Source organism: Thalassotalea ganghwensis, assembly GCF_053485795.1.
The window spans coordinates 170967-191092 of record NZ_JBQRUM010000006.1; the positions used below are offsets into that span (position 1 = coordinate 170967).

Here is a 20126-nt window from a genome sequence, read left to right on the forward strand (position 1 = left end):
ATAGTTGTTTATCCTCAGTATGGTACAGAAGTCTTAAACTGTCAGGTTATTCTCTGATAATTGCTCAGTTTGTCGACTCTGATTCACATGCCATTGAAATAATTGGCTTGCGATAAGAGAAACGATGCAATAGGCAGTGAAATAATAAAAACCGTGACCAACCGACGATAACGTTTCTGAACTGATTATTAAATCAATTTTAAAACCAAAAATGTTGAGTTGCTGACTTTGGGCTGTTTCCGCATGATTAGTGGATAAAACGGCTAAAAACACAGCAACAACAAAGACGTCAGCCATCGACCACTTGCCGATATTAGCGACAAAATTGATCAACTTTTTCTCCCAGATTGTTTGATGCTTTAAGTAGGCAATTGCTAACAAAACACTTTTCAATAATGGAATGCAAACAGAAAATAGAAAAATAAGTATCGCCACGAGTATGCGTTGATCTTGCCAAAGTTCCTCTACCGTAGTGAGTAAGGTAAGCTCTTTATTAACAATATCGGTAGTTAATTGTGAGCCGCCAATACCAGCGAGAACCGTCATGTCTAACGAAAATAACGGTAGTAATATTCCGGGGAAAAACAAAAACAACGCGAATATATTTAAATAAAAAGCAAAATGTCTAAGCATTACGATAACCTAAATTTAACAGTAGCAGCCTAGTATAACCACTCGAATGTGCGCGACAAGAGCAGGTAAAAATAAAAGGGGGATGTAAAACTTTATTTAGGCGTATTTTTTGATTTTAAGATGGCAGTATTTTAGCTAATACGTGTATGTGCAACTTCTAGATGTCTCTATCAAGTTGAACGTTGTACTGGAGATAAAAACTTACTGTATGAAAGTAGTAGGTGGTAACACTGTACCACCTACTGAAAAGTCATTTTAGAAGACAAAGTCAACACCTAAACTGATGGTATCTGAGTCACCATGGTATGCCCAACCCGTTGGTGCATGGCCTTGGTCGACAAATTTATCATATTGTATTTTGAATGAAGCATTGGGTAAAAAGTTATAGCGCAATCCATAGCTCATCATGTAATGTTCTTCCAAATCATTTGTCGGAATAGCAGTGCGTTTGTGGTCAGCTTTTGAGTATGAAATATATGGCTGGTAGTCATCCATATTGTAAACAAGTGAAACTAAATAGGTTGGGAACTCAGTACCACGCCCGTCATTTTGCTCAACAAAATTCCACTCGAATAAAATGGTAAATTGGTTGAGGTTTACCGTACCACCAAACCCTACAAAGGTTTGATCAAATGGTTTATATGGAGCGATACTGCCGTCTTGTTCTATTGTTTCCCTATCGCGGTCATTTTGAAAATAAACAAACCGAACATCAAAGAAATCACCAGAGATATTCCAGTTAAAACCTAAGATATTCTCCCAAAACTCATTGACGGTTCTCGCATTACCCCCATAAAGCTTATTGTAGTAAGTCATTTCGACATTATCGTAGGAGTATTCGTTACCATAAAAACCGGTTAACACGGTTGAATAGTTGCCTAAATCAAAGCTGTAGGAAACATTGATACCATTAAATTGTGTCACCTGCCACCAATACAGGTTTGAAGGTGGTCTCATCCATGGGTAGGCATAACCAACTTCAGAAAATTCAGAAAAGTAGTACATTGGAACGTTTCGACGACCAATCATTACTGAAAGTTGATCTGACGCTTGATAAGTCAAATAATACCAATCAAATTCTGGTTTAAAATCATCGACGCCTTTAGCTACTAATTGTGCAGTAATTTTAAACTTATCACTTAACATTGTGCTTGCTTGCACGGCTAAAATGGATTCAGGTGTAAATGAAATATCATTGTCATACTGACCCACATCATAAAAATCGGCGGTGAGTATTTCGTCTCGTTTTTGACCGGGATTTAAAGGGTCATCCACTGTGCCGAGTGTTCGGCCAGCGATGATAGAGCCATAACCACTGATTTCAATATCAGCGAAAGCGCTAAAACTTGTGGTTACAGTAAGTAAGAGTGCAATTGCGTTAGTAACTGTTTTCATGGTTCTGCCTCGCTAAAATGTTGCTATAACTTTGACGTCACTGGTGACCGCGGATTTATCGATATAGGCGATAGCATTCGGGTTTGAAGCAACTTCTTTCAATACTTTTTCATTGCTCTGCAATGCTTTTGGCGGTGTACCTTTACCAGTGAATATTTTCTTTGACCAGTAGGCATTAAGTTGACTTATCGACTTTCCGATCACTTTGGTCGTAAATTGCTCTGCCGCTGGTAAGGAATTCTCCAAAGTAAAAGGTGTGGCTTCAGCACCATTGGCAAATTTTTTCGCTTTTCCTAAAAATATTTTTTTAATGTCGGCGGTATCAAAAGTTGATTGATTTTGCGGATGTACAATCACTGCTATTTCTGCATTGGCAGTGGCTATAATTGTAAAGTAGGTCATCGAGCTGAATAGTATGATATTCATCACGGTATAAAGTGTTTTAGATACCATGTTATTTCCTCAGTGTTAGTTAAAAAGAGGCTAATACGCTAAAGCTATGATCAAGCGCATAATGTTAAGCATAGTATTGAACAATAATTCTACAAGTTTTAATTGATCAAAGTAGGTTATTGAATCTATGAAGAATTATTCACAAGGTTTTTTAGCATCGTTAACTGAGCTGCCGTTGGTGGAAGACTTAGGCCATTAGCTCTCAATAGACGCAATTACTTATTGTCCTAGTTTTACCGTACTTCAGCGAAGCTAACTATTACGTTGTTATCGCGAAAATAACACTTTGACTCGTTTTTGCCATGCAAAGATAAGCGTTTTAATAGCGTTATTTCTTGAATTTTAGACAATGTCTAATAATTAGTGGTACAGGTTAGGCTATTGGATTGCGTGCAGTAGTGATAATCTAAATAATAATGAGATTTTGCGGGTTGTTTATTATTTTTTATATATTGATAAAGTAGCTCCGCTCCCTTGCGCCCCATCTCAAAAGGCATTTGTCCGATATTGGCGGTAGATAATCCTTGGGCCAAACTTCTAAGCTGTATTTCTTCGGTATCTGCAGAAACAATGACGATTTGATTATTGGCAATTTGCTTTTTAAAGGGGCTTAATTGTTTATTGTAATCACTATTAAATTGAGCGAAGCCCGCCACAGCAAGAAATATCGGTGGATTCACTGTTTTGATTATTGATTCAAGTTGCAGCAACGCTGTAGAGCGCTTTCCCAGACTGTACAATGGACAACGTTCTGATTCTATCCAACCCCTCTGTCCTGATAATTTTTGCTCTTTTTGCCCTGACAATGAAAAGCGCACACCCGCGATACGTTCATTTAAGTTCGGTGTTGTGGGGTGTCCAGATTGAAGGCAAATGGCGGTTAAATCTTTCTTGGCAAATTTTTTAACATAATTGCCTAGTGCAACCCCAAAATCAAAGTTGTTGGTGCCGACATAGCTCAAGCGATACTGTTGATGCTCCGGCAGTAGATCTGAATCAAAGGTAATCACGGGTATCGCTTTTTCTTTAGCTTCGCGCAAAGCGCCCTTGACCAAGTATTCTGAATCGGTAGTTGATATTAAAAGTGCATCGACTTTGTTGGCGATCATTTGATTAATTTTTATCATTTGGCCACGAATGTCCTGGTAGTCGTCGGCGCCATCATAAAGACAGGTTATTTCTGAATGCTTTTTTGCATAGCTTTGACAGCCTTTGAAAGATTGTTGATAAAAACTATCATTTTTCGTTTTTCCAATGACCCCTATGGTGATTTGTGCAACGCTATCAGTTGCTACTAAATAACCCAATATGGTTAACAGCCACATCACGCGGTACAAGAGATAGGCTGTTACTTGGTTGAACAAAGTCGCTCCAAATAAGAAAAGTTTAATAGACTGAATAAAAGAGATTAATGCAAAACCTTTTATAAAGGAATAAGGATTTAATTTTTTATTAAACTTTTATTAATACCGCTTTGATCATACGGTGTTTGCAAAAACCGAAGGAAAGCTTGCGTTTATTTACAGGCTGTATACAATGACAGTGCCACTGTGTAAAAATACAGGAAATATTATATGACAGAAATGCGCCCCTTAACGTCTCGCCAACAGCAGATTTTTGATCTGATCAGAGAAAAAATATCTGAAACCGGCATGCCACCAACGCGAGCAGAGATCGCTGAATTTTTTGGTTTTAAGTCAGCCAATGCTGCCGAAGAGCATCTAAAAGCTCTTGCGAAGAAAGGCTATATAGAAATGTTACCAGGAACGAGTCGCGGCATTCGTTTGGCTGAAGAAATGATGGAAGAACAAGGGCTGCCGTTAATTGGTCGTGTTGCAGCTGGCGAACCGATATTGGCGCAAGAGCACGTAGAAGACCGTTATCAAATTGATGGAAATTTATTTCATCCAGCAGCGGATTATCTTCTACGAGTTAACGGAGAAAGCATGAAAGACATCGGAATTTACGATGGTGATTTGCTTGCTGTTCATCAAACCACCGATGTTAAAAATGGACAAGTCGTTGTTGCACGCGTAGAAGACGATGTCACGGTTAAAAGGCTTAAGCGTGAGGGAAATGTCGTATATTTGCACGCGGAGAATGAAGACTTTGCTCCGATAAAAGTTGATCTTACCTCTCAAAATTTCAATATCGAAGGACTTGCGGTCGGTGTTATTCGTGCTGCAGATTGGATGTAGAAATTATCAATGCAATGAGGCAAATTTTTTATCGTAAGTCGTGAAAAGTTGTCTCATGCAAGGTTTTTATAACCAAATGTCTATATTCAGCTATTATTGTTGAGTAAATGCTGATTATCTCTCCAGTTGGCTAAATTTTATACAAAAATATTTCGAAAGTTTTCAGCCCGTAAAATTAAATAATAGAGTATTTGCTCATTTCTTAATCACCCCTCTCAGGCCTTTGTTTTAGCGCCTTAGTACCTTTTAGAGTTTACACTCTATTGTTATTATTAGCTTTTTTTAAAATATTTTAAAAAATTATGAATTGACCTAGATCAATAATTAAGTAATTCTAGAGCAGAAAGTAATCAAAAAATAATGAAAAGGCTAACGTTAATCTGATTAATAAATAGCCATAGGAAAAAATAAAAACAAACTGTGAAACGGATGAGCAGCTTAATACTGATCATGCGTTTTGCCATTTAGGGTAAGGAGAGGTCGAGTGAAAAGACGTTATCTCAGTTGGCTGTTAGGGATGTTAGTTCCCAGCATCGCTTTAGCCGACTCGCAGTTGAATTTAACAAAAGGTGTAACCGAAGTTAGTAATGAAGTATATGGTTTACATATGCTCGCTTTATATATATGTACTGCAATTGGTGTAGTCGTCTTCGGTGCGATGATTTGGTCAATGATCTTTCACCGCAAATCAAAAGGTGTAGAAGCGGCCACGTTTCATGAAAGCACCAAAGTTGAGGTCCTCTGGACTGTTATTCCCATCATTATCCTTATAGCCATGGCGGTACCCGCGACAAAAACTCTTATTGCTATGGAAAATAACGATAATTCCGATTTGACTATTCAGGTAACGGGTTCGCAGTGGAAGTGGCATTATAAATATTTTGATGAAGATATCGAGTTCTATTCAGTGCTTTCGACTCCGCGAGATCAATACGAAAATCATAATGGTATTGGTGCTCAAAAAAGTGAAAACTACTTATTAGAAGTGGATAAACATCTTGTTATTCCTGCAAATAAGAAGGTTAGATTTTTAATCACTTCAGATGATGTAATTCACTCGTGGTGGGTTCCCGCATTTGCCGTTAAACAGGATGCGAATCCTGGTTTTATTAACGAAGCTTGGACAAATGTGCCTAAACCAGGGATATACCGTGGCCAATGTGCCGAGCTCTGTGGTAAGGATCATGGTTTTATGCCAATTGTGGTTGAAGTAAAAACAGAGGCAGATTATACCGCGTGGCTAAAACAGCAACGTGATATGAAGGAGCAAGCCTTAGCTGCCGAAGCTGCTTCACTGAACGCTGAAGCCTCTATGGATGAGTTAATGCAGTTAGGTGAAACAACATATACTGCATACTGTGCAGCGTGTCATCAGCCAAATGGTCAAGGTTTACCGCCAGCGTTTCCAGCGCTTAAAGGCAGTAAAATTGCCTTGGGAGATGTCAATGAACATATCAACATTGTCTTTAACGGCAAAGCAGGCACTGGCATGCAAGGCTATGGTAAGCAACTTAGTTTGAAAGAAATTGCTGCTGTAGTTACCTATGAGCGTAATGCATGGGGCAATGATACTGGTGATAAAGTACAAGCAGCTGATGTGAATGCATTTGTTGGAGGTTCTTCAGCCATAGAAAGTGCTGGTGAACAAATCAAAGACGCAGCCGAAGAAGTTATTGAAGAAGTCAAAGATGCTGCCAAAGCAATGGTCAGTGAAGACTTATCGAAAACTTATACGATGGAAGAGCTTATGGCCAAAGGTGAACAAGTATACCAAACAGCTTGTTTAGCCTGTCATCAAGCCGGTGGGCAAGGTTTGCCACCAGCATTTCCAGCGTTAAAAGGTGGGCCGATTGTTACCGGTGATATCGCTGCTCATATCGATATTGTTGTCAATGGCAGTAAGAAGAACCCAGCAATGGCAGCTTTTGGCAGTACCTTGTCGAAAACAGATATTGCTGCAGTGATTACTTACGAGCGTAATGCTTGGGGTAACAACACAGGTGATCTTATTCAACCCGCTGATATTGATGCAGCAAGTGCTAAGTAGGGAGGCAGAATAATGACTACAGAAGCTATTCACGACTCGCATGAGCACGATCATCATGATCATAAAATGACGGGTATTAAGCGTTGGTTATACACAACGAATCACAAAGATATTGGTACGCTTTATTTATGGTTTGCCTTTATCATGTTATTGGTGGGTGGCGCATTAGCGATGCTAATTCGTCTTGAATTATTTCAGCCAGGGTTGCAGTTTGTTCAACCTGACTTTTTTAACCAATTAACCACAGTACATGGGTTAATTATGGTGTTTGGCGCGATAATGCCTGCATTTACCGGTTTTGCCAACTGGATGATTCCGATGATGATTGGTGCGCCAGATATGGCATTACCGCGTATGAATAACTGGAGCTTTTGGATCCTTCCATTTGCCTTCACGATATTGATTGCTTCCTTTTTTATGGAGTCTGGAGCTCCTAATTTTGGATGGACATTCTACGCACCACTTTCAACGACGTATTCAAATGGTAGTACAGCATTCTTTGTATTTGCTGTTCATATTATGGGGATTTCGTCGATTATGGGGGCGATTAACGTTATCGTCACTATTATGAATATGCGAGCTCCGGGCATGACTTACATGAAAATGCCATTGTTTGTGTGGACGTTTTTCATTACCGCTTATTTACTCATTGCTGTAATGCCTGTGCTTGCTGGTGTTGTTACCATGGTTCTGACCGACACGTATTTTGGTACAAGCTTTTTCGACGCCGCTGGCGGTGGAGATCCAGTCATGTTCCAGCATATATTCTGGTTCTTTGGTCACCCTGAAGTTTACATCATGATTTTGCCTGCTTTTGGCATCGTTTCGACCATTATCCCAACATTTGCACGCAAGAAATTGTTTGGCTATAGCTCGATGGTCTACGCGACAGCGTCGATTGCGTTCTTATCGTTTATCGTTTGGGCGCATCATATGTTTACCACGGGAATGCCGCTGTTTGGTGAGTTGTTCTTTATGTATTGCACGATGTTAATTGCTGTGCCAACTGGCGTGAAAGTATTTAACTGGGTTGCAACCATGTGGCGAGGAGCAATGACGTTCGAAATACCAATGTTGTTCTCTATCGCATTTGTTATTTTGTTCACCATCGGTGGATTTTCAGGATTGATGCTGGCATTAACTCCGGTTGATTTTCAGTACCACGATACCTATTTTGTCGTCGCGCATTTCCACTATGTTTTAGTGACTGGTTCATTGTTCTCGATTTATGCGGGTACATACTACTGGTTACCAAAATGGACTGGTCATATGTATAGCGACAAACTGAGTAAAGCCCATTTTTGGTGTTCACTTATTTCCGTCAACATACTGTTCTTCCCGATGCACTTCCTTGGATTAGCTGGCATGCCACGCCGAATTCCAGACTATGCATTACAGTTTGCTGATTTTAACAAATGGGTAAGTATTGGTGGTTTTGCATTTGGGTTGTCGCAACTGATTTTCTTAGCTGTCGTGATTAAATGTATTCGCGGTGGAGAGAAAGCGACCGCAAAACCATGGGATGGCGCTGAGGGGCTAGAATGGACCGTAGCAAGTCCTGCGCCTTATCACACATTTGATAAACCACCTAAAATCGATTAACGAGGAGTCGATGATGAGTACAGAGCAAAATCATAATCAAACGCAACAAGCGACTAAAAAAACGGTTAAGAAATTAGTTTTAGTAGTTTTTGCTATGTTCGGTTTTGGTTTTGCACTGGTGCCACTCTACGACGTGTTTTGTGATATTACCGGGCTAAATGGCAAAACTTCTAATACCGCTGCAAGTGTCAATGAACATGGTGTTGACGAAACTCGTGTGATTACCGTGCAGTTTATTAGTCGCAACGCTAAGGGTATTCCATGGCAGTTCGAGCCAATGGTTAATGAAGTTAAAGTTCATCCTGGTGAAATGAAATTAGTAAAATTTTATGCAAAAAATGAATCATCTGCACCGATTGTTGGACAAGCCGTTCCTTCAGTTTCACCAGGACGAGCAGCGATTTATTTTCAAAAAATTGAGTGTTTTTGTTTCAATTCTCAACCGTTAAATGCAAATGAAGATGTTGAAATGGGATTGCAGTTTTATGTAGACACTGAACTTCCAGAAGATGTTTCAACCATCACGTTATCATACACCTTGTATGATATAACCGCTTCGGTTGAGTCATAAGCGAATTCGCGAAAGCACAGGGGAAAGTTATGACAACAAAAGAATATGAGAGTTACTATGTGCCCGCACAAAGCCATTGGCCAATCGTTGGTGCGGTAGCTTTATTTCTGATCGCCATCGGTGCGGCTAACTATGTTAGCGCCTTAAAAGCGGGTGAATCAGGCATTGGTGGTTATATTTTACTCGCCGGTATTGCCATGGTTATCTATATGATGTTTGGCTGGTTTAACAATGTCATTAGCGAGTCAATGTCAGGAAAATACAGTGCTCAGATGGACAACTCCTTTAGGCAAGGAATGAGTTGGTTTATCTTTTCTGAAGTTATGTTTTTTGCTGCTTTTTTTGGCGCATTATTTTATGCGCGCATGTATGCCGTACCATGGCTTGGCGGTGAAGGTAACAATGAAATGACCGGGCAAGTATTGTGGCCAGAATTTACTGCCGAATGGCCGTTATTAAAAACTCCTGATGGCACGGAAACAACGGCGATGGGGTGGTATGGCTTACCATTAATCAATACTATCTTGTTATTGACCTCTTCAGTAACCGCTCATTTTGCCCATGTGGCATTGGAGAAAGAAAAACGTGGGCAGCTCAAGTTTTGGTTAGGATTAACCATAGTGTTAGGTTTAGCGTTCTTATTCCTTCAAGGGTTGGAGTATGCGCATGGTTATGCGGATGAAATGAAGCTTTACCTGACCAGTGGTATTTATGGTAATACCTTTTACATGCTGACGGGGTTTCATGGTATGCACGTTACTCTGGGGACGATAATGCTTATTGTCATGTTCATCAGAGTATTTAAAGGGCACTTTACTCCGAAAAACCATTTTGCTTTCCAAGCAGCGAGCTGGTATTGGCATTTTGTTGATGTGGTTTGGGTACTGCTTTTTGTCTTCGTATATATTATTTAGGCCTAATGCGTAAAGCTAACGCTCTATCAAAACGGTAGAGCGTTAGCTTTTTTAATAGGGGCGAGAATTAGGAGTAATAACGCCGGTTAAAATGCCGATAAGCAGCAAAATTACAATAATGACAGAAGTCATAACGCGACGACCAATAAACTTAGACATGCTCGGTTGATTCGGATCATTTTTATTCATCAAGACAAGCGCTTTAAATAAGTTGTATATCATAAAGATTAGTAACCCTATGATAATTATTTTAATAAACAATTGCTCCTCACTTAGCTTAACCACATGCATAGTTGGTGATCGTTGATGCATATTCGCAGTTATATAGCGCATCTAAATTGGTATCTAGTCCTTGTTACTTTGCTTGTCTTTGCCGGATTATGCAAGTTAGGATTTTGGCAGTTAGCGAGGGCGGTGGAAAAAGAGCAACGATTATCCCGAATTGAGAGTTATCACGACAAGCAACATTTTAGCTTGAAGCAAGTATTAACCATGACTGCTGTAAACGAGGATATTAATGACTTACCGATCAAAGTTAATGGAGAGTTTGAGCAGAACATTCTTTTTTTATTAGATAATCAGGTTCATCAAGGACAAGTGGGTTACCGAGTACTTCAGGTATTAAACATCGACACAAGCGCAGTACTGGTTAACCTAGGCTGGATAGCTGCTGAGTCGTATCGGGAAAATTTGCCTCAAGTTTCACCTTTAACGGGTATTCATACGATTACTGGCCATATTAGAATCGTAGAAAAAGGTATCGTACTCGCAGACGAAAACTTGCAGCAACAATCCTGGCCTAAACGAATACAGGCAATAGATTTGAACAAAATATCACAAAATATTGGTCAAAAGTTGTTGCCCTTTGTAGTTTACTTAGATAAAAAAGAAGATATAGGTTTTGCGAAAAACTGGCAGCCAATTGTCATGCCCCCTGAAAAACACAGAGGTTATGCTTTTCAGTGGTTTAGCTTAGCAGTAGCGTGGTTGGTGTTAATGTTCAGCGCAAGTATCTATTGGGCTCGTCAAAATAATAATAAGGACAAGGGGGAGTATGTCTGATTCCAATGTAGCCAAGTCTCGTCGCAGTTTATTGCTGATTTTCGCCGTTTTTATTCTACCTGTCGTTATTGCAAAGTTTGCGTTGGATGGTCACTGGTTTAACTATGGTGTAACTAATCAAGGTACCTTGCAAGAGCAGCAAACAACCCTTGCCGATATGGGCATTAAATTAAACCTTGATAAACAGTGGATAATGCTCGTTGCCCCATCTGCAGAGTGCAATGAACACTGTCAACAAGCATTATTGACAGTAAACAATACCTTTGTTTTGCTAGGCAAGGAAATGCCGAGAGTCACACCAGTTGCCTTATCTCAATCCTCACTCGATTCCCTAAAATCAACAAGCCTTCGACATGAAAAATGGCAAGTGATATCAAAGCCTGCAGAAGCTGAACGTTTTATAGATGCTCATAAGTTGCTTGTGATTGACCCATTGGGTTATGTGGTTTTGTCTTACCAACTGCCTAGTGAAGGTGAAGAGCTTACCACCCTGGGAGGTGCTATTTTGGCAGATATGAAAAAGTTACTTAAATATTCAAGGGTTGGCTAACATGAGAGATGAACGAAAACATCGGCTACGTATATTAGTATTGGTGAGCATTTTACTGGCAATCGTTGTTGTTAGCCTCGGTGCATATACACGCTTAACTCATGCAGGCTTGGGTTGTCCTGATTGGCCGGGTTGCTATGGACATCTCGATGTACCCAAGGGCGATGAAATTCCTCATGCAGAACAGGCATATCCAGATAGACCCGTTGAACCACACAAAGCATGGAATGAGATGATCCATCGCTATTTCGCTGGCACCTTAGGGTTATTTATTCTTGCAATAGCGCTTCTATCGATTAAGTATCGAAAAGAAGGAGTACCAGTGTTTTTACCATTGCTCATTTTAGCTGTGGTCACATTTCAAGCGGCGCTAGGTATGTGGACGGTTACTATGATGTTGATGCCTATCGTTGTCATGGCGCATCTACTTGGTGGTTTTACTACGTTATGTTTGCTGTTTTTACTTTATTTACGCTTAAACCCTTACCGAGTGCCTGGTGGTGACCCAAATATTCGAGGTTTTGCTCGTTTTGGTATTATCGGTATTGTTATTTTAACGATTCAGATAGCCTTGGGAGGATGGACATCTTCTAATTATGCTGCTTTAGTTTGTGTCGAGTTACCGATTTGTCAGGGTAACTGGCTTGAAGAACTAACGTTTGAAAATTCATTTGATCCAATACCACCCAAGTTAGAAACGTATGAATTTGGTCATTTAGATCACCATGAGCGTGTCACCATCCATGTGATGCATCGAATTGGTGCTATTATCACTACCATTTATTTACTATGGTTGGCAGTGAGTATATTTATTCGCTCACAAACAACCTTCTTTAAAAATTTAGCGCTCGGCGTTATTGGCTTTTTGACGCTTCAGGTTGGCTTAGGGGTGAGTAATATCATCTTCTCGCTACCACTCTCCGTTGCGGTTAGTCATAACGTAGTAGCCGCAGGATTAATGTTAATGCTGATTGCATTAACTTACAGTTTATATCGTAAAACTTAGGAGTTGCTATGAGTAATGTCTCTACCCAGGAAATCACTCGCGTCAGCTCAAACGGTGCTAATTGGCGTGATTATTATGAAATAACCAAACCACGAGTAGTGGCGTTATTGGTGTTAACCGCCTTGGTTGGCATGTGCTTGTCGGTACCAGGTGTTGTGCCATGGCAGTTATTGATTCCGGCAATGCTTGGTATCGCTATGTTGTCTTCTGCAGCAGCAGCGATTAATCACATTGTAGATGAACGTATCGATCGAGAAATGGGACGAACACACAATCGTCCAATGCCCAATGGGCGATTAACGGTTAAAAACGCGGTGATGTTTGCTAGCATGTTAGCACTGATTGGTTTTATTGTATTATATGCGCTGGTTAACCCGCTAACCGCGTGGTTAACCTTGGCTGGCCTCGTTGGTTATGGCTTTGTCTATACCATGTATTTAAAGCGCGCAACGCCACAAAACATTACCATTGGTGGCTTAGCCGGAGCCATTCCTCCGTTATTAGGTTGGACTGCAATGACCAATGAAGTCCATCCCAATGCCTTGTTATTGGTGTTACTGATTTTTACATGGACGCCACCACATTTTTGGGCGTTAGCGATTCACCGGAAAGACGATTACGCCAAAGTTAATATTCCGATGTTGCCAGTGACACATGGGGTTAGTTTTACCAAAACACAAATTTTGCTTTATACCATTTTATTATTTGTTGTTGGTCTTCTCCCTTACTTAGTTGGTATGAGTAATTGGCTTTATTTGATCGGTGCGGTAGTGCTTAATTTGGGATTTTTTGTCTATGCGTGGAAATTAAAGTTCAATGCCAATGAAAATACGGCGATGGATACGTTTAAATTCTCGATTATTCATTTAATGGCACTCTTTATAATCTTGCTTGTTGATCATTATTTATTACCTTTAGGATAGTTTTTTCATATGAATAAAGTGCTTCTCGTCATTGTTGCTGTTGTCGCCTTAGCTGTTGGTTTTTTTGCCTATCAATCGTCTTATCGTTTGGCTCAGCCTGAGCATGCGCTCTTTTATCAGCAAGCGCGTGAAATAAAACCCTTTGAACTAACCGATCAACATGGACAAGCCTTTACCAATGACGCATTAAAGGGAAAGTGGTCTTGGGTCTTCTTTGGCTATACATCATGTCCTGATGTCTGCCCTACAACCTTGCAAGAGCTAAACTTTAATTATCAGGAGCTCAAGTCGATCAGTAATGATACGCAAGTGTTATTGGTTTCTGTTGATCCTAACCGAGATACACATGAAAAATTAGCTCAATATATCGCTTATTTTAATGAGGAATTTAAAGCGCTCAGAGCGGATCACTCAGTGTTGTTTCCTTTTGCACGAAATTTAGGGTTAATGTATGCCATTAGTGATGACTCTCATGGCGAAAATTATCTCGTCGATCATAGTGCATCATTGGTATTGATAAACCCAGATGGAAACATTGCCGCTATTTTTAAGCCTAAGCAAGTCTTAGGTGAATTGCCAATCATCGACACTGGCGAATTAATTAGCGATTTTTCAAAAATCGTGCGCCTTTACCAAGGGTAGTTTAAAGATTGTTAACGAGGTTGTAGATAAGAAGCAAAGCTAAATCAAGCTTCTTATCTTATGATTTCAGCACTAGGCTCAACAGACCCTAATGCGGGTACCACTCTCCGGAGCTATTTAGGATAAACCAAGGTTTAGAATACCAGTAGTATCGACCTGGTTGGCTAATACTTGGGGCAGTGCAATTACTGCGCACCCTGCCAACAGGTAGGGGCTTATTAAACGTAATGGTTAAACTTTCTTTATTGAGCCAATTTATCGTTTGTTTGCCAATTCCAGTCACGTAGCAATTTAATTGCGATTGATGAAAGTCATCAACGGTAATGTTTAAAGTGACTTCTTTAAGCTCATCGTAACGGTAAATGGTTTTATCGGTATGATCTTCAGCGCTGACTAGAAAGGGTAATGAATAAAGCTTGTCCTTTAAACTAGTGATCTTGTCATACGGCTTAGAGACTGGAAATCGAGGGACATTGGTTAAATCGGTCGCTAATCCAACCGCACCACTTTGTTGACCGAAGGCTATAAAACCAGTTTCTTTGATCCAATGTTGTATTTCTGGAGTAAACTCCCCATAAGGATAAGCGAAATATTGCCAGTTTTGTCCGGTGTTGTCGGCGATCATTTTTTCAGCTTTAAGCAAGTCTTCGGTGAGCTTTTCCTGCCAGTCTTCTTTACCATAGGTTAACCGGGCAAGTGAGTCGTGCTCTAAGCCATGATTAGCAATAATTACCCCATCATCACTCATTGCTTTTAATTGAGCCCAGCTTAGGTAATTGCTAGAACCTCTTTCAACAATGCCTGGGTTAATAAATATCGTAAATGGGTAATTAAACTTATCTAATATTGGTTTAGCATTGATCAAAATATCAAGGTAAGCGTCATCAAAGGTGATGACAATGGTTTTATCTTTTAACGGCGCTTGTTTAAGCACAGTGTTCATCAATTCAGACAAAGAAATAACGGTAAAACCATTGTCAGCGAGATATTGCATATGTGCTTCAAACTGAACCGGGGAAATACTGGTACTGGCAGGTGTCTCTTCGCTAACATGATGATATTGCAAAATGACCGACCCGTGTCCAGAGACACTGAAGAACAACAACACAGCAATGAATAATAATTTGCAGTACAATGACATCAGAAAAATCCTTGCCTAGATAACAAAGTGTCATTATAGCGACTTATTCGTTTTATTTACACGACTGTGATGGGTAAAACCTGAGATAGTTAACCGGATATTTATCGTACTTATGTTTTCTTCTTTACCTCACAAACAATTATTCGCGATCGCAATTCCGATGATTTTATCTCACATCACTGTGCCGTTATTGGGGATGGTTGATACTGCCGTGATTGGTCATTTAGAGCACGCCTATTATCTTGGTGGTAGTACTGTTGGCGCAACCGTGATCACTGCAATCATATGGTTATCAGGGTTTTTGCGGATGTCGACAACAGGACTTGCAGCGCAAGCACAAGGTCAAGGAAATACCCAGAATGCGCAATTGGTGCTGGTGAGAGGTTTATTGGTTGCTTTAGGAATTGCGGCTATCGCCATCGTTTTTCAAACACCGTATATTGAAGCCGCGCTTTATCTGTCAGGTGGTTCTGAGCAAGTTCAATATTATGCGCGAGAATACTGTCAAATACGCATTTATGGGGTGCCGGCCGCATTAGCTAATATCGTTATATTAGGTTGGTTACTAGGTCATCAAAAAACCAAGGCAGTAATGTGGATTTTAATCCTGACTAACCTGACTAACTTACTCCTTGATCTTTTGTTTGTATGGCAATTTAAATGGCAAGTTGCTGGCGTCGCATGGGCTACGTTAGCAGCGGAATATGTAGGTTTGTTCTTGGGACTTATTAGTATTTTACGAGGCCGTAATCTGGCTTTGGCTCAATGGTATCAACGTTTGTTATCTTCCATTGAACTCATACTCGATAGCGCAGCACTGAAAAGATATTTTAAGCTCAATCGCGACATCTTGATTCGGACCTTATGCCTACAAAGTTGCTTTGTTTTTATAACGTTTCAAGGGGCAAAACTGGGTGACGAAGTTGTTGCCGCGAATGCCATTTTAATGAATTTTATGTTGTTAATTTCATTTGGTCTTGACGGCATTGCCAATGCTGCAGAAGTCATGGTTGGTCATGCTGTCGGCTCCGCTAACAAGTATCGATTAAAAATTGCTACTGTAACTGCGCTGTTTTGGACATTTATTTTTGCGCTTGGATATAGCGCTATTTTTACGATATTCGGTGACGAGTTGATCCGATTGATTTCTGATATCCCCAATGTGGTTGACTTTGCTAATCAATATCTTTTTTGGGTGATGCTTTTACCCTTGTTGGCATGTTGGTGCTTTCTATTTGATGGTATTTATATAGGCTTGATGCAAGCAAAAATTATGAGAAACAGTATGTTGATCTCAGTGTTTATTGGGTTTTATCCACTTTGGTATCTGTTTCGTGATTATCAAAACCATGGCTTATGGGCCGCGTTTTGTGCTTTTATGTTGTTAAGGGGTATTACGTTGGCCTGGCACTACGTTATGTATGTTTGGCCAAGGGAAGAAAATCAAGCCACATGATTACACTATCATGCGACTTGAACCGATGAATTTAACCGTGAAAGGTCTAGATGCTCTAGTAGTATGAGTGCTCACCACGTTGATGTTCTGTCATATCTCGAACGCCTTTAATTTCTCCACCCATCATCTCTAATAATTGTTTTTCAATGCCATCTTTAACCGTGACATCAATTTGACTACAACCGTTACAACCACCGCCAAATTGCAGAACCGCGTAACCGTCTTCTGTCACTTCCATTAATGTACACTCACCGCCGTGGCCAGCAAGCTGCGGATTTACTTCTGTTTTCAAGAAATAATCGACGCGATCGAATAATGGAGCATCATCAGCAACTTTCTTGAGTTTGGCATTTGGTGCTTTTAGGGTTAGTTGAGAGCCCATTTGGTCAGTGACAAAATCTATCTCAGCTTCTTCTAAAAATGGCTTACTGTCGGTATCTACATACGCTGAAAAATGCTCAAAAGGAATTTCTAAATCATCTTCCTCTACAGCGTCAGCAGGGCAATAAGAAACACCGCACTCGGCACTAGCAGTACCAGGGTTAACTACAAAGACTCTAATATTTGTGCCTTCTGCTTGTTGCGCTAATAGTTTAACGAAATGGGCTTGAGCTGATTCGGAAATTGTGATCATAGTGGCAATACACTCTCTTGAAGAAAAATTGATACCTGAGTAAATTAGTCAAGTATCGTTATTTTACTCTTCCAAAGTTAAAGACTCAAGTATTTAACTGGTAGCTTATGAAAGACTTTGTTATTTTTAGCGCAACGCTTTGAGGACATATTTATGCTTATGCGCATTTTTCTATCGACAATTTTGATGGCTATAGCGTTGGTGGGTAAAGCATTTGCGGCTAACGTGAATCAATATTTACCAACGGAACATGTATACAACGATGATATCGTAAAACCTGAAGATATCTTAGGTTTTGGTATTGGAGAACGTCATATTCGACACGACCAGTTACTGCAATATTTAACAACATTAGCGCAGCAATCTGATCGTATGATGATAACTGAGATTGGCAGAACGGTTGAATATCGCAAGCAAGTATTATTGACCATTTCTAGTGCTGAGAATTTAGCCAAATTACCGCAACTTTTGAGTCGCTCTTATGTTGATTCGTCTAGTGCGCTGGTCGTATGGTTGGGCTATAGTGTTCATGGCGATGAAATCAGTGGCAGTAATGCAGCGTTAGCGGTGGCATATCATTTAGCTGCTAGCCAGGATATCAATGTACAGAATATGCTAAAAGACGTAGTGATCGTTATTGAGCCAAGTATCAACCCAGATGGTATGGACAGATTTGTGAATTGGGTGAGTACTCACAGAGGTGTGACACCAAATGATGATCCCAACCACATAGAGCACCATCAAGGGTGGCGTACAGGGCGTACCAATCATTTTGGTTTTGATTTAAATCGTGACTGGTTATTGCTGACTCAAAAAGAAAGTCAAAATCGATTAAGATACTTTCATCAGTACCAGCCGCATGTCCTTGGTGATTTTCACGAAATGGGAGCTAATAGCAGCTATTTTTTTCAGCCAGGGATCCCGACGAGAACCCATCCATATACACCGAACGAAAATATTAAGTTAACTCAACTGTTAGCAACATATCATGCCAAAGCACTCGATCAAGATAATCGCTTGTATTACAGTGAAGAGAGTTTTGATGATTTTTACTATGGTAAAGGCTCAACTTATCCAGACATTAATGCCAGTGTTGGTATCTTATTTGAGCAGGCAAGCAGTCGCGGATTTCAGCAACAAACCATCAATGGGTTGCTAACCTTTGAATATGGGATAAAAAATCATGTACTCACCTCATTATCAACATTGACGGGTGCCTGGGAAAACCAGCAACAACTAAAAAAGTATCGCCAAAGCTTTTATCAACAAACCCAAAAACTTGCCAAAGATGCCGGTTTTGATGGTTACTTGATTACCGAATCCTATGATCAGTCTCGATTGAATGCTTTTATCGATAAATTGCAGCAACACCAAATAAAAGTTTACCCATTAGCAGAAGATTTTCGCCATAATGGCAAAATTTATTCTAAAAGTAACAGTGTTTACATTCCGTTGGAGCAGCGTCAGTTCAGGGTGATTCAAGCACTGTTTAATCAAGAAAAGGAGTTTCGAGACAATACCTTTTATGATGTTTCAGGCTGGACGCTACCGTTAGCGATGAATATTGAATTTCATCAAGTAAAACGTACCTGGGGGCTTGAATTAAGCTCCGAGCCTTGGCAAAAAACTAGCACGACTCAAGCTGTCGAACTTGAGCAAGCATATGCTTACGTATTTGAATGGCACGATTTCTATGCGCCAAAAATGCTTCACTATTTATTAGATAACGGCATTAAGGCGAAAGTAGCGACTAAAGCATTTACGGCTAAGATTGGCAATAACAATAAACAGTTTTCGACGGGGACTATTTTAATACCTGCTGCTATACAAACAGAGCAAAAGTGGTTAGCAACATTGCAGCAAGCGCTGAGGCAAAATTCGATTGAAGTTTACCCTGTTAGTAGTGGTTTAACGAGCAAAGGTATTGATTTTGGCAGTAATTCATTTAAGCCGCTGGAGCCGATTAAGGTGTTGTTACTTGGAGGCGCTCATGCGTCACAATATGAAGCGGCAGAGATACTGTATTATCTTGACCAGTTGTTAGCAATTCCCGTTACCGTTGTCGAACAAGATAGGTTATCAAGCATCACCTTAAGTGATTATTCTCATATCGTTATGGTCGATGGAAAGTATGAAGACCTCAACAATGATTTGGTTAAGCAACTGGAAACATGGGTCAAGCAAGGCGGTGTCATGTTTTCACAAAAAAGAGCCAGTGAATGGCTTGCTGCAAAGTCATTATTAAAAGCCTCTTTCATCAATAAAGATGATATTAATGAGCTCTTTAGTACTGATGGCTTAAGTTATGGTGACAAAGAAAAACTTGCTGCGAGAAAACGCATTGCTGGCGCGATTTATCAAAGTAAATTAGATCTGAGTCACCCATTAACTTATGGTATGACAACCGCAGAGCTTCCTGTGTTTAGAAATAGCACCCTGATCATGGAAAAAAATAAACAACCGTTTGTTAGCGTAGCAACATATAGTCCAGAGCCTTTGCTGAGTGGTTACAGTGATCAAACCTTAGTTAATCGTATCGCGCGTAATGATGCCATTGTTGCTCATAATCTTGGTAAAGGTCGAGTTATCGCCACCTCCGATGTATTAATGTTTCGCGGATATTGGTATGGAAGTGCCAAAATTATTGCTAATAGTTTATTTTTTGCCAAAGCCTTTAGTGCGTCTACTAAATAAGGCTTTTACTACATTTTAAGCATTAGAGCGTGTTGAACTTTGATGTACATTTTTGCAGCAGTTCATTTGAAATTTATACAAGACAGAGCCTATGTAATGTGGTTATTCCCCATAAATAGGCAATAACGAAGTAGAAATTTCAAGTGGGCACTGTCCTTCGGATTCGTTTAAACGTGATTTACGCTTTGTTGTAGCTCATTTGTAT

The 20126-nt window shown here is 40.0% G+C and carries 19 protein-coding genes; 12 read left to right on the forward strand and 7 right to left on the reverse strand.

The features are described 5' to 3' along the window. Positions 1–33 precede the first annotated feature (33 nt). The 4 genes from ACSLUH_RS08300 to ACSLUH_RS08315 form a co-directional block, all read right to left on the reverse strand. A complete protein-coding gene (locus ACSLUH_RS08300; protein WP_448565874.1) occupies positions 34–633 on the reverse strand; it encodes a paraquat-inducible protein A in 600 nt (199 codons plus the stop codon). 255 nt (positions 634–888) lie between these two features. Next, on the reverse strand, positions 889–2028 hold the full coding sequence (locus tag ACSLUH_RS08305) for a porin (RefSeq protein ID WP_448565876.1): 1140 nt from the start codon (positions 2026–2028) through the stop codon (positions 889–891). 12 nt (positions 2029–2040) lie between these two features. Next, complete coding sequence (locus ACSLUH_RS08310) at positions 2041–2430, reverse strand: phosphate ABC transporter substrate-binding protein (protein WP_448566034.1); 390 nt, start codon at positions 2428–2430, stop codon at positions 2041–2043. A gap of 404 nt (positions 2431–2834) precedes the next feature. Next, on the reverse strand, positions 2835–3845 hold the full coding sequence (locus tag ACSLUH_RS08315; RefSeq protein ID WP_448565878.1) for a substrate-binding domain-containing protein: 1011 nt from the start codon (positions 3843–3845) through the stop codon (positions 2835–2837). A 219-nt stretch (positions 3846–4064) separates the two neighbouring features. On the opposite strand from ACSLUH_RS08315, the gene lexA reads away from it, so the two are divergent. From lexA to ACSLUH_RS08340, 5 genes are all read left to right on the forward strand, one after another. Further along, a complete protein-coding gene (lexA, locus tag ACSLUH_RS08320) occupies positions 4065–4679 on the forward strand; it encodes a transcriptional repressor LexA (RefSeq protein WP_448566036.1) in 615 nt (204 codons plus the stop codon). A gap of 484 nt (positions 4680–5163) precedes the next feature. Then, entirely contained in the window at positions 5164–6726 is a 1563-nt protein-coding gene (gene coxB, locus ACSLUH_RS08325; RefSeq protein WP_448565880.1) for a cytochrome c oxidase subunit II, read from the forward strand. A gap of 12 nt (positions 6727–6738) precedes the next feature. Further along, positions 6739–8328 (forward strand): cytochrome c oxidase subunit I, encoded by a 1590-nt coding sequence (gene ctaD / locus ACSLUH_RS08330; RefSeq protein WP_448565882.1) that lies wholly within the window; start codon positions 6739–6741, stop codon positions 8326–8328. Between the two features lie 13 nt (positions 8329–8341). Beyond that, positions 8342–8899: a cytochrome c oxidase assembly protein gene (locus ACSLUH_RS08335; protein WP_448566038.1), complete on the forward strand. Its 558-nt coding sequence runs from the start codon at positions 8342–8344 to the stop codon at positions 8897–8899. Between the two features lie 29 nt (positions 8900–8928). After that, a complete protein-coding gene (locus ACSLUH_RS08340; RefSeq protein WP_448565884.1) occupies positions 8929–9813 on the forward strand; it encodes a cytochrome c oxidase subunit 3 in 885 nt (294 codons plus the stop codon). A gap of 51 nt (positions 9814–9864) precedes the next feature. Here the strand turns inward: ACSLUH_RS08340 and ACSLUH_RS08345 are convergent, their stop codons facing one another. Beyond that, entirely contained in the window at positions 9865–10074 is a 210-nt protein-coding gene (locus ACSLUH_RS08345) for a DUF2909 family protein (protein ID WP_448566040.1), read from the reverse strand. Positions 10075–10119: 45 nt separating this feature from the next. On the opposite strand from ACSLUH_RS08345, the gene ACSLUH_RS08350 reads away from it, so the two are divergent. Genes ACSLUH_RS08350 through ACSLUH_RS08370 form a run of 5 tightly spaced genes read left to right on the forward strand, consistent with a single transcriptional unit; the run spans position 10120 to position 13996 of the window. Further along, positions 10120–10875 carry an SURF1 family protein gene (locus ACSLUH_RS08350; RefSeq protein WP_448565886.1) on the forward strand — a complete coding sequence of 252 codons (756 nt, stop codon included), beginning with the start codon at positions 10120–10122 and terminating at the stop codon, positions 10873–10875. Next, entirely contained in the window at positions 10868–11425 is a 558-nt protein-coding gene (locus ACSLUH_RS08355; protein ID WP_448565888.1) for a redox-active disulfide-containing membrane protein, read from the forward strand. Before ACSLUH_RS08350 ends, ACSLUH_RS08355 begins: the two co-directional genes overlap by 8 nt. A 1-nt stretch (position 11426) precedes the next feature. After that, on the forward strand, positions 11427–12431 hold the full coding sequence (locus tag ACSLUH_RS08360; protein WP_448565890.1) for a COX15/CtaA family protein: 1005 nt from the start codon (positions 11427–11429) through the stop codon (positions 12429–12431). Positions 12432–12439: 8 nt separating this feature from the next. Further along, on the forward strand, positions 12440–13354 hold the full coding sequence (gene cyoE, locus ACSLUH_RS08365; protein ID WP_448565892.1) for a heme o synthase: 915 nt from the start codon (positions 12440–12442) through the stop codon (positions 13352–13354). 9 nt (positions 13355–13363) lie between these two features. After that, on the forward strand, positions 13364–13996 hold the full coding sequence (locus tag ACSLUH_RS08370) for an SCO family protein (protein ID WP_448565894.1): 633 nt from the start codon (positions 13364–13366) through the stop codon (positions 13994–13996). An 88-nt stretch (positions 13997–14084) separates the two neighbouring features. On the opposite strand, the gene ACSLUH_RS08375 is transcribed toward ACSLUH_RS08370, so the two are convergent. Continuing rightward, positions 14085–15137, reverse strand: a complete 1053-nt coding sequence (locus ACSLUH_RS08375; RefSeq protein ID WP_448565896.1) for a polysaccharide deacetylase family protein — start codon at positions 15135–15137, stop codon at positions 14085–14087. A 112-nt stretch (positions 15138–15249) separates the two neighbouring features. Between ACSLUH_RS08375 and ACSLUH_RS08380 the strand changes: the two genes are divergently transcribed. Beyond that, positions 15250–16593, forward strand: a complete 1344-nt coding sequence (locus tag ACSLUH_RS08380) for an MATE family efflux transporter (protein ID WP_448565898.1) — start codon at positions 15250–15252, stop codon at positions 16591–16593. Positions 16594–16648: 55 nt separating this feature from the next. Here ACSLUH_RS08380 and nfuA read toward each other — a convergent pair whose 3' ends face one another. Continuing rightward, entirely contained in the window at positions 16649–17227 is a 579-nt protein-coding gene (nfuA, locus tag ACSLUH_RS08385; protein ID WP_448565900.1) for a Fe-S biogenesis protein NfuA, read from the reverse strand. A 153-nt stretch (positions 17228–17380) separates the two neighbouring features. Here nfuA and ACSLUH_RS08390 point away from each other — a divergent pair, with 153 nt between their 5' ends. Beyond that, entirely contained in the window at positions 17381–19921 is a 2541-nt protein-coding gene (locus tag ACSLUH_RS08390; RefSeq protein ID WP_448565902.1) for a M14 family zinc carboxypeptidase, read from the forward strand. Positions 19922–20126: the final 205 nt, after the last annotated feature.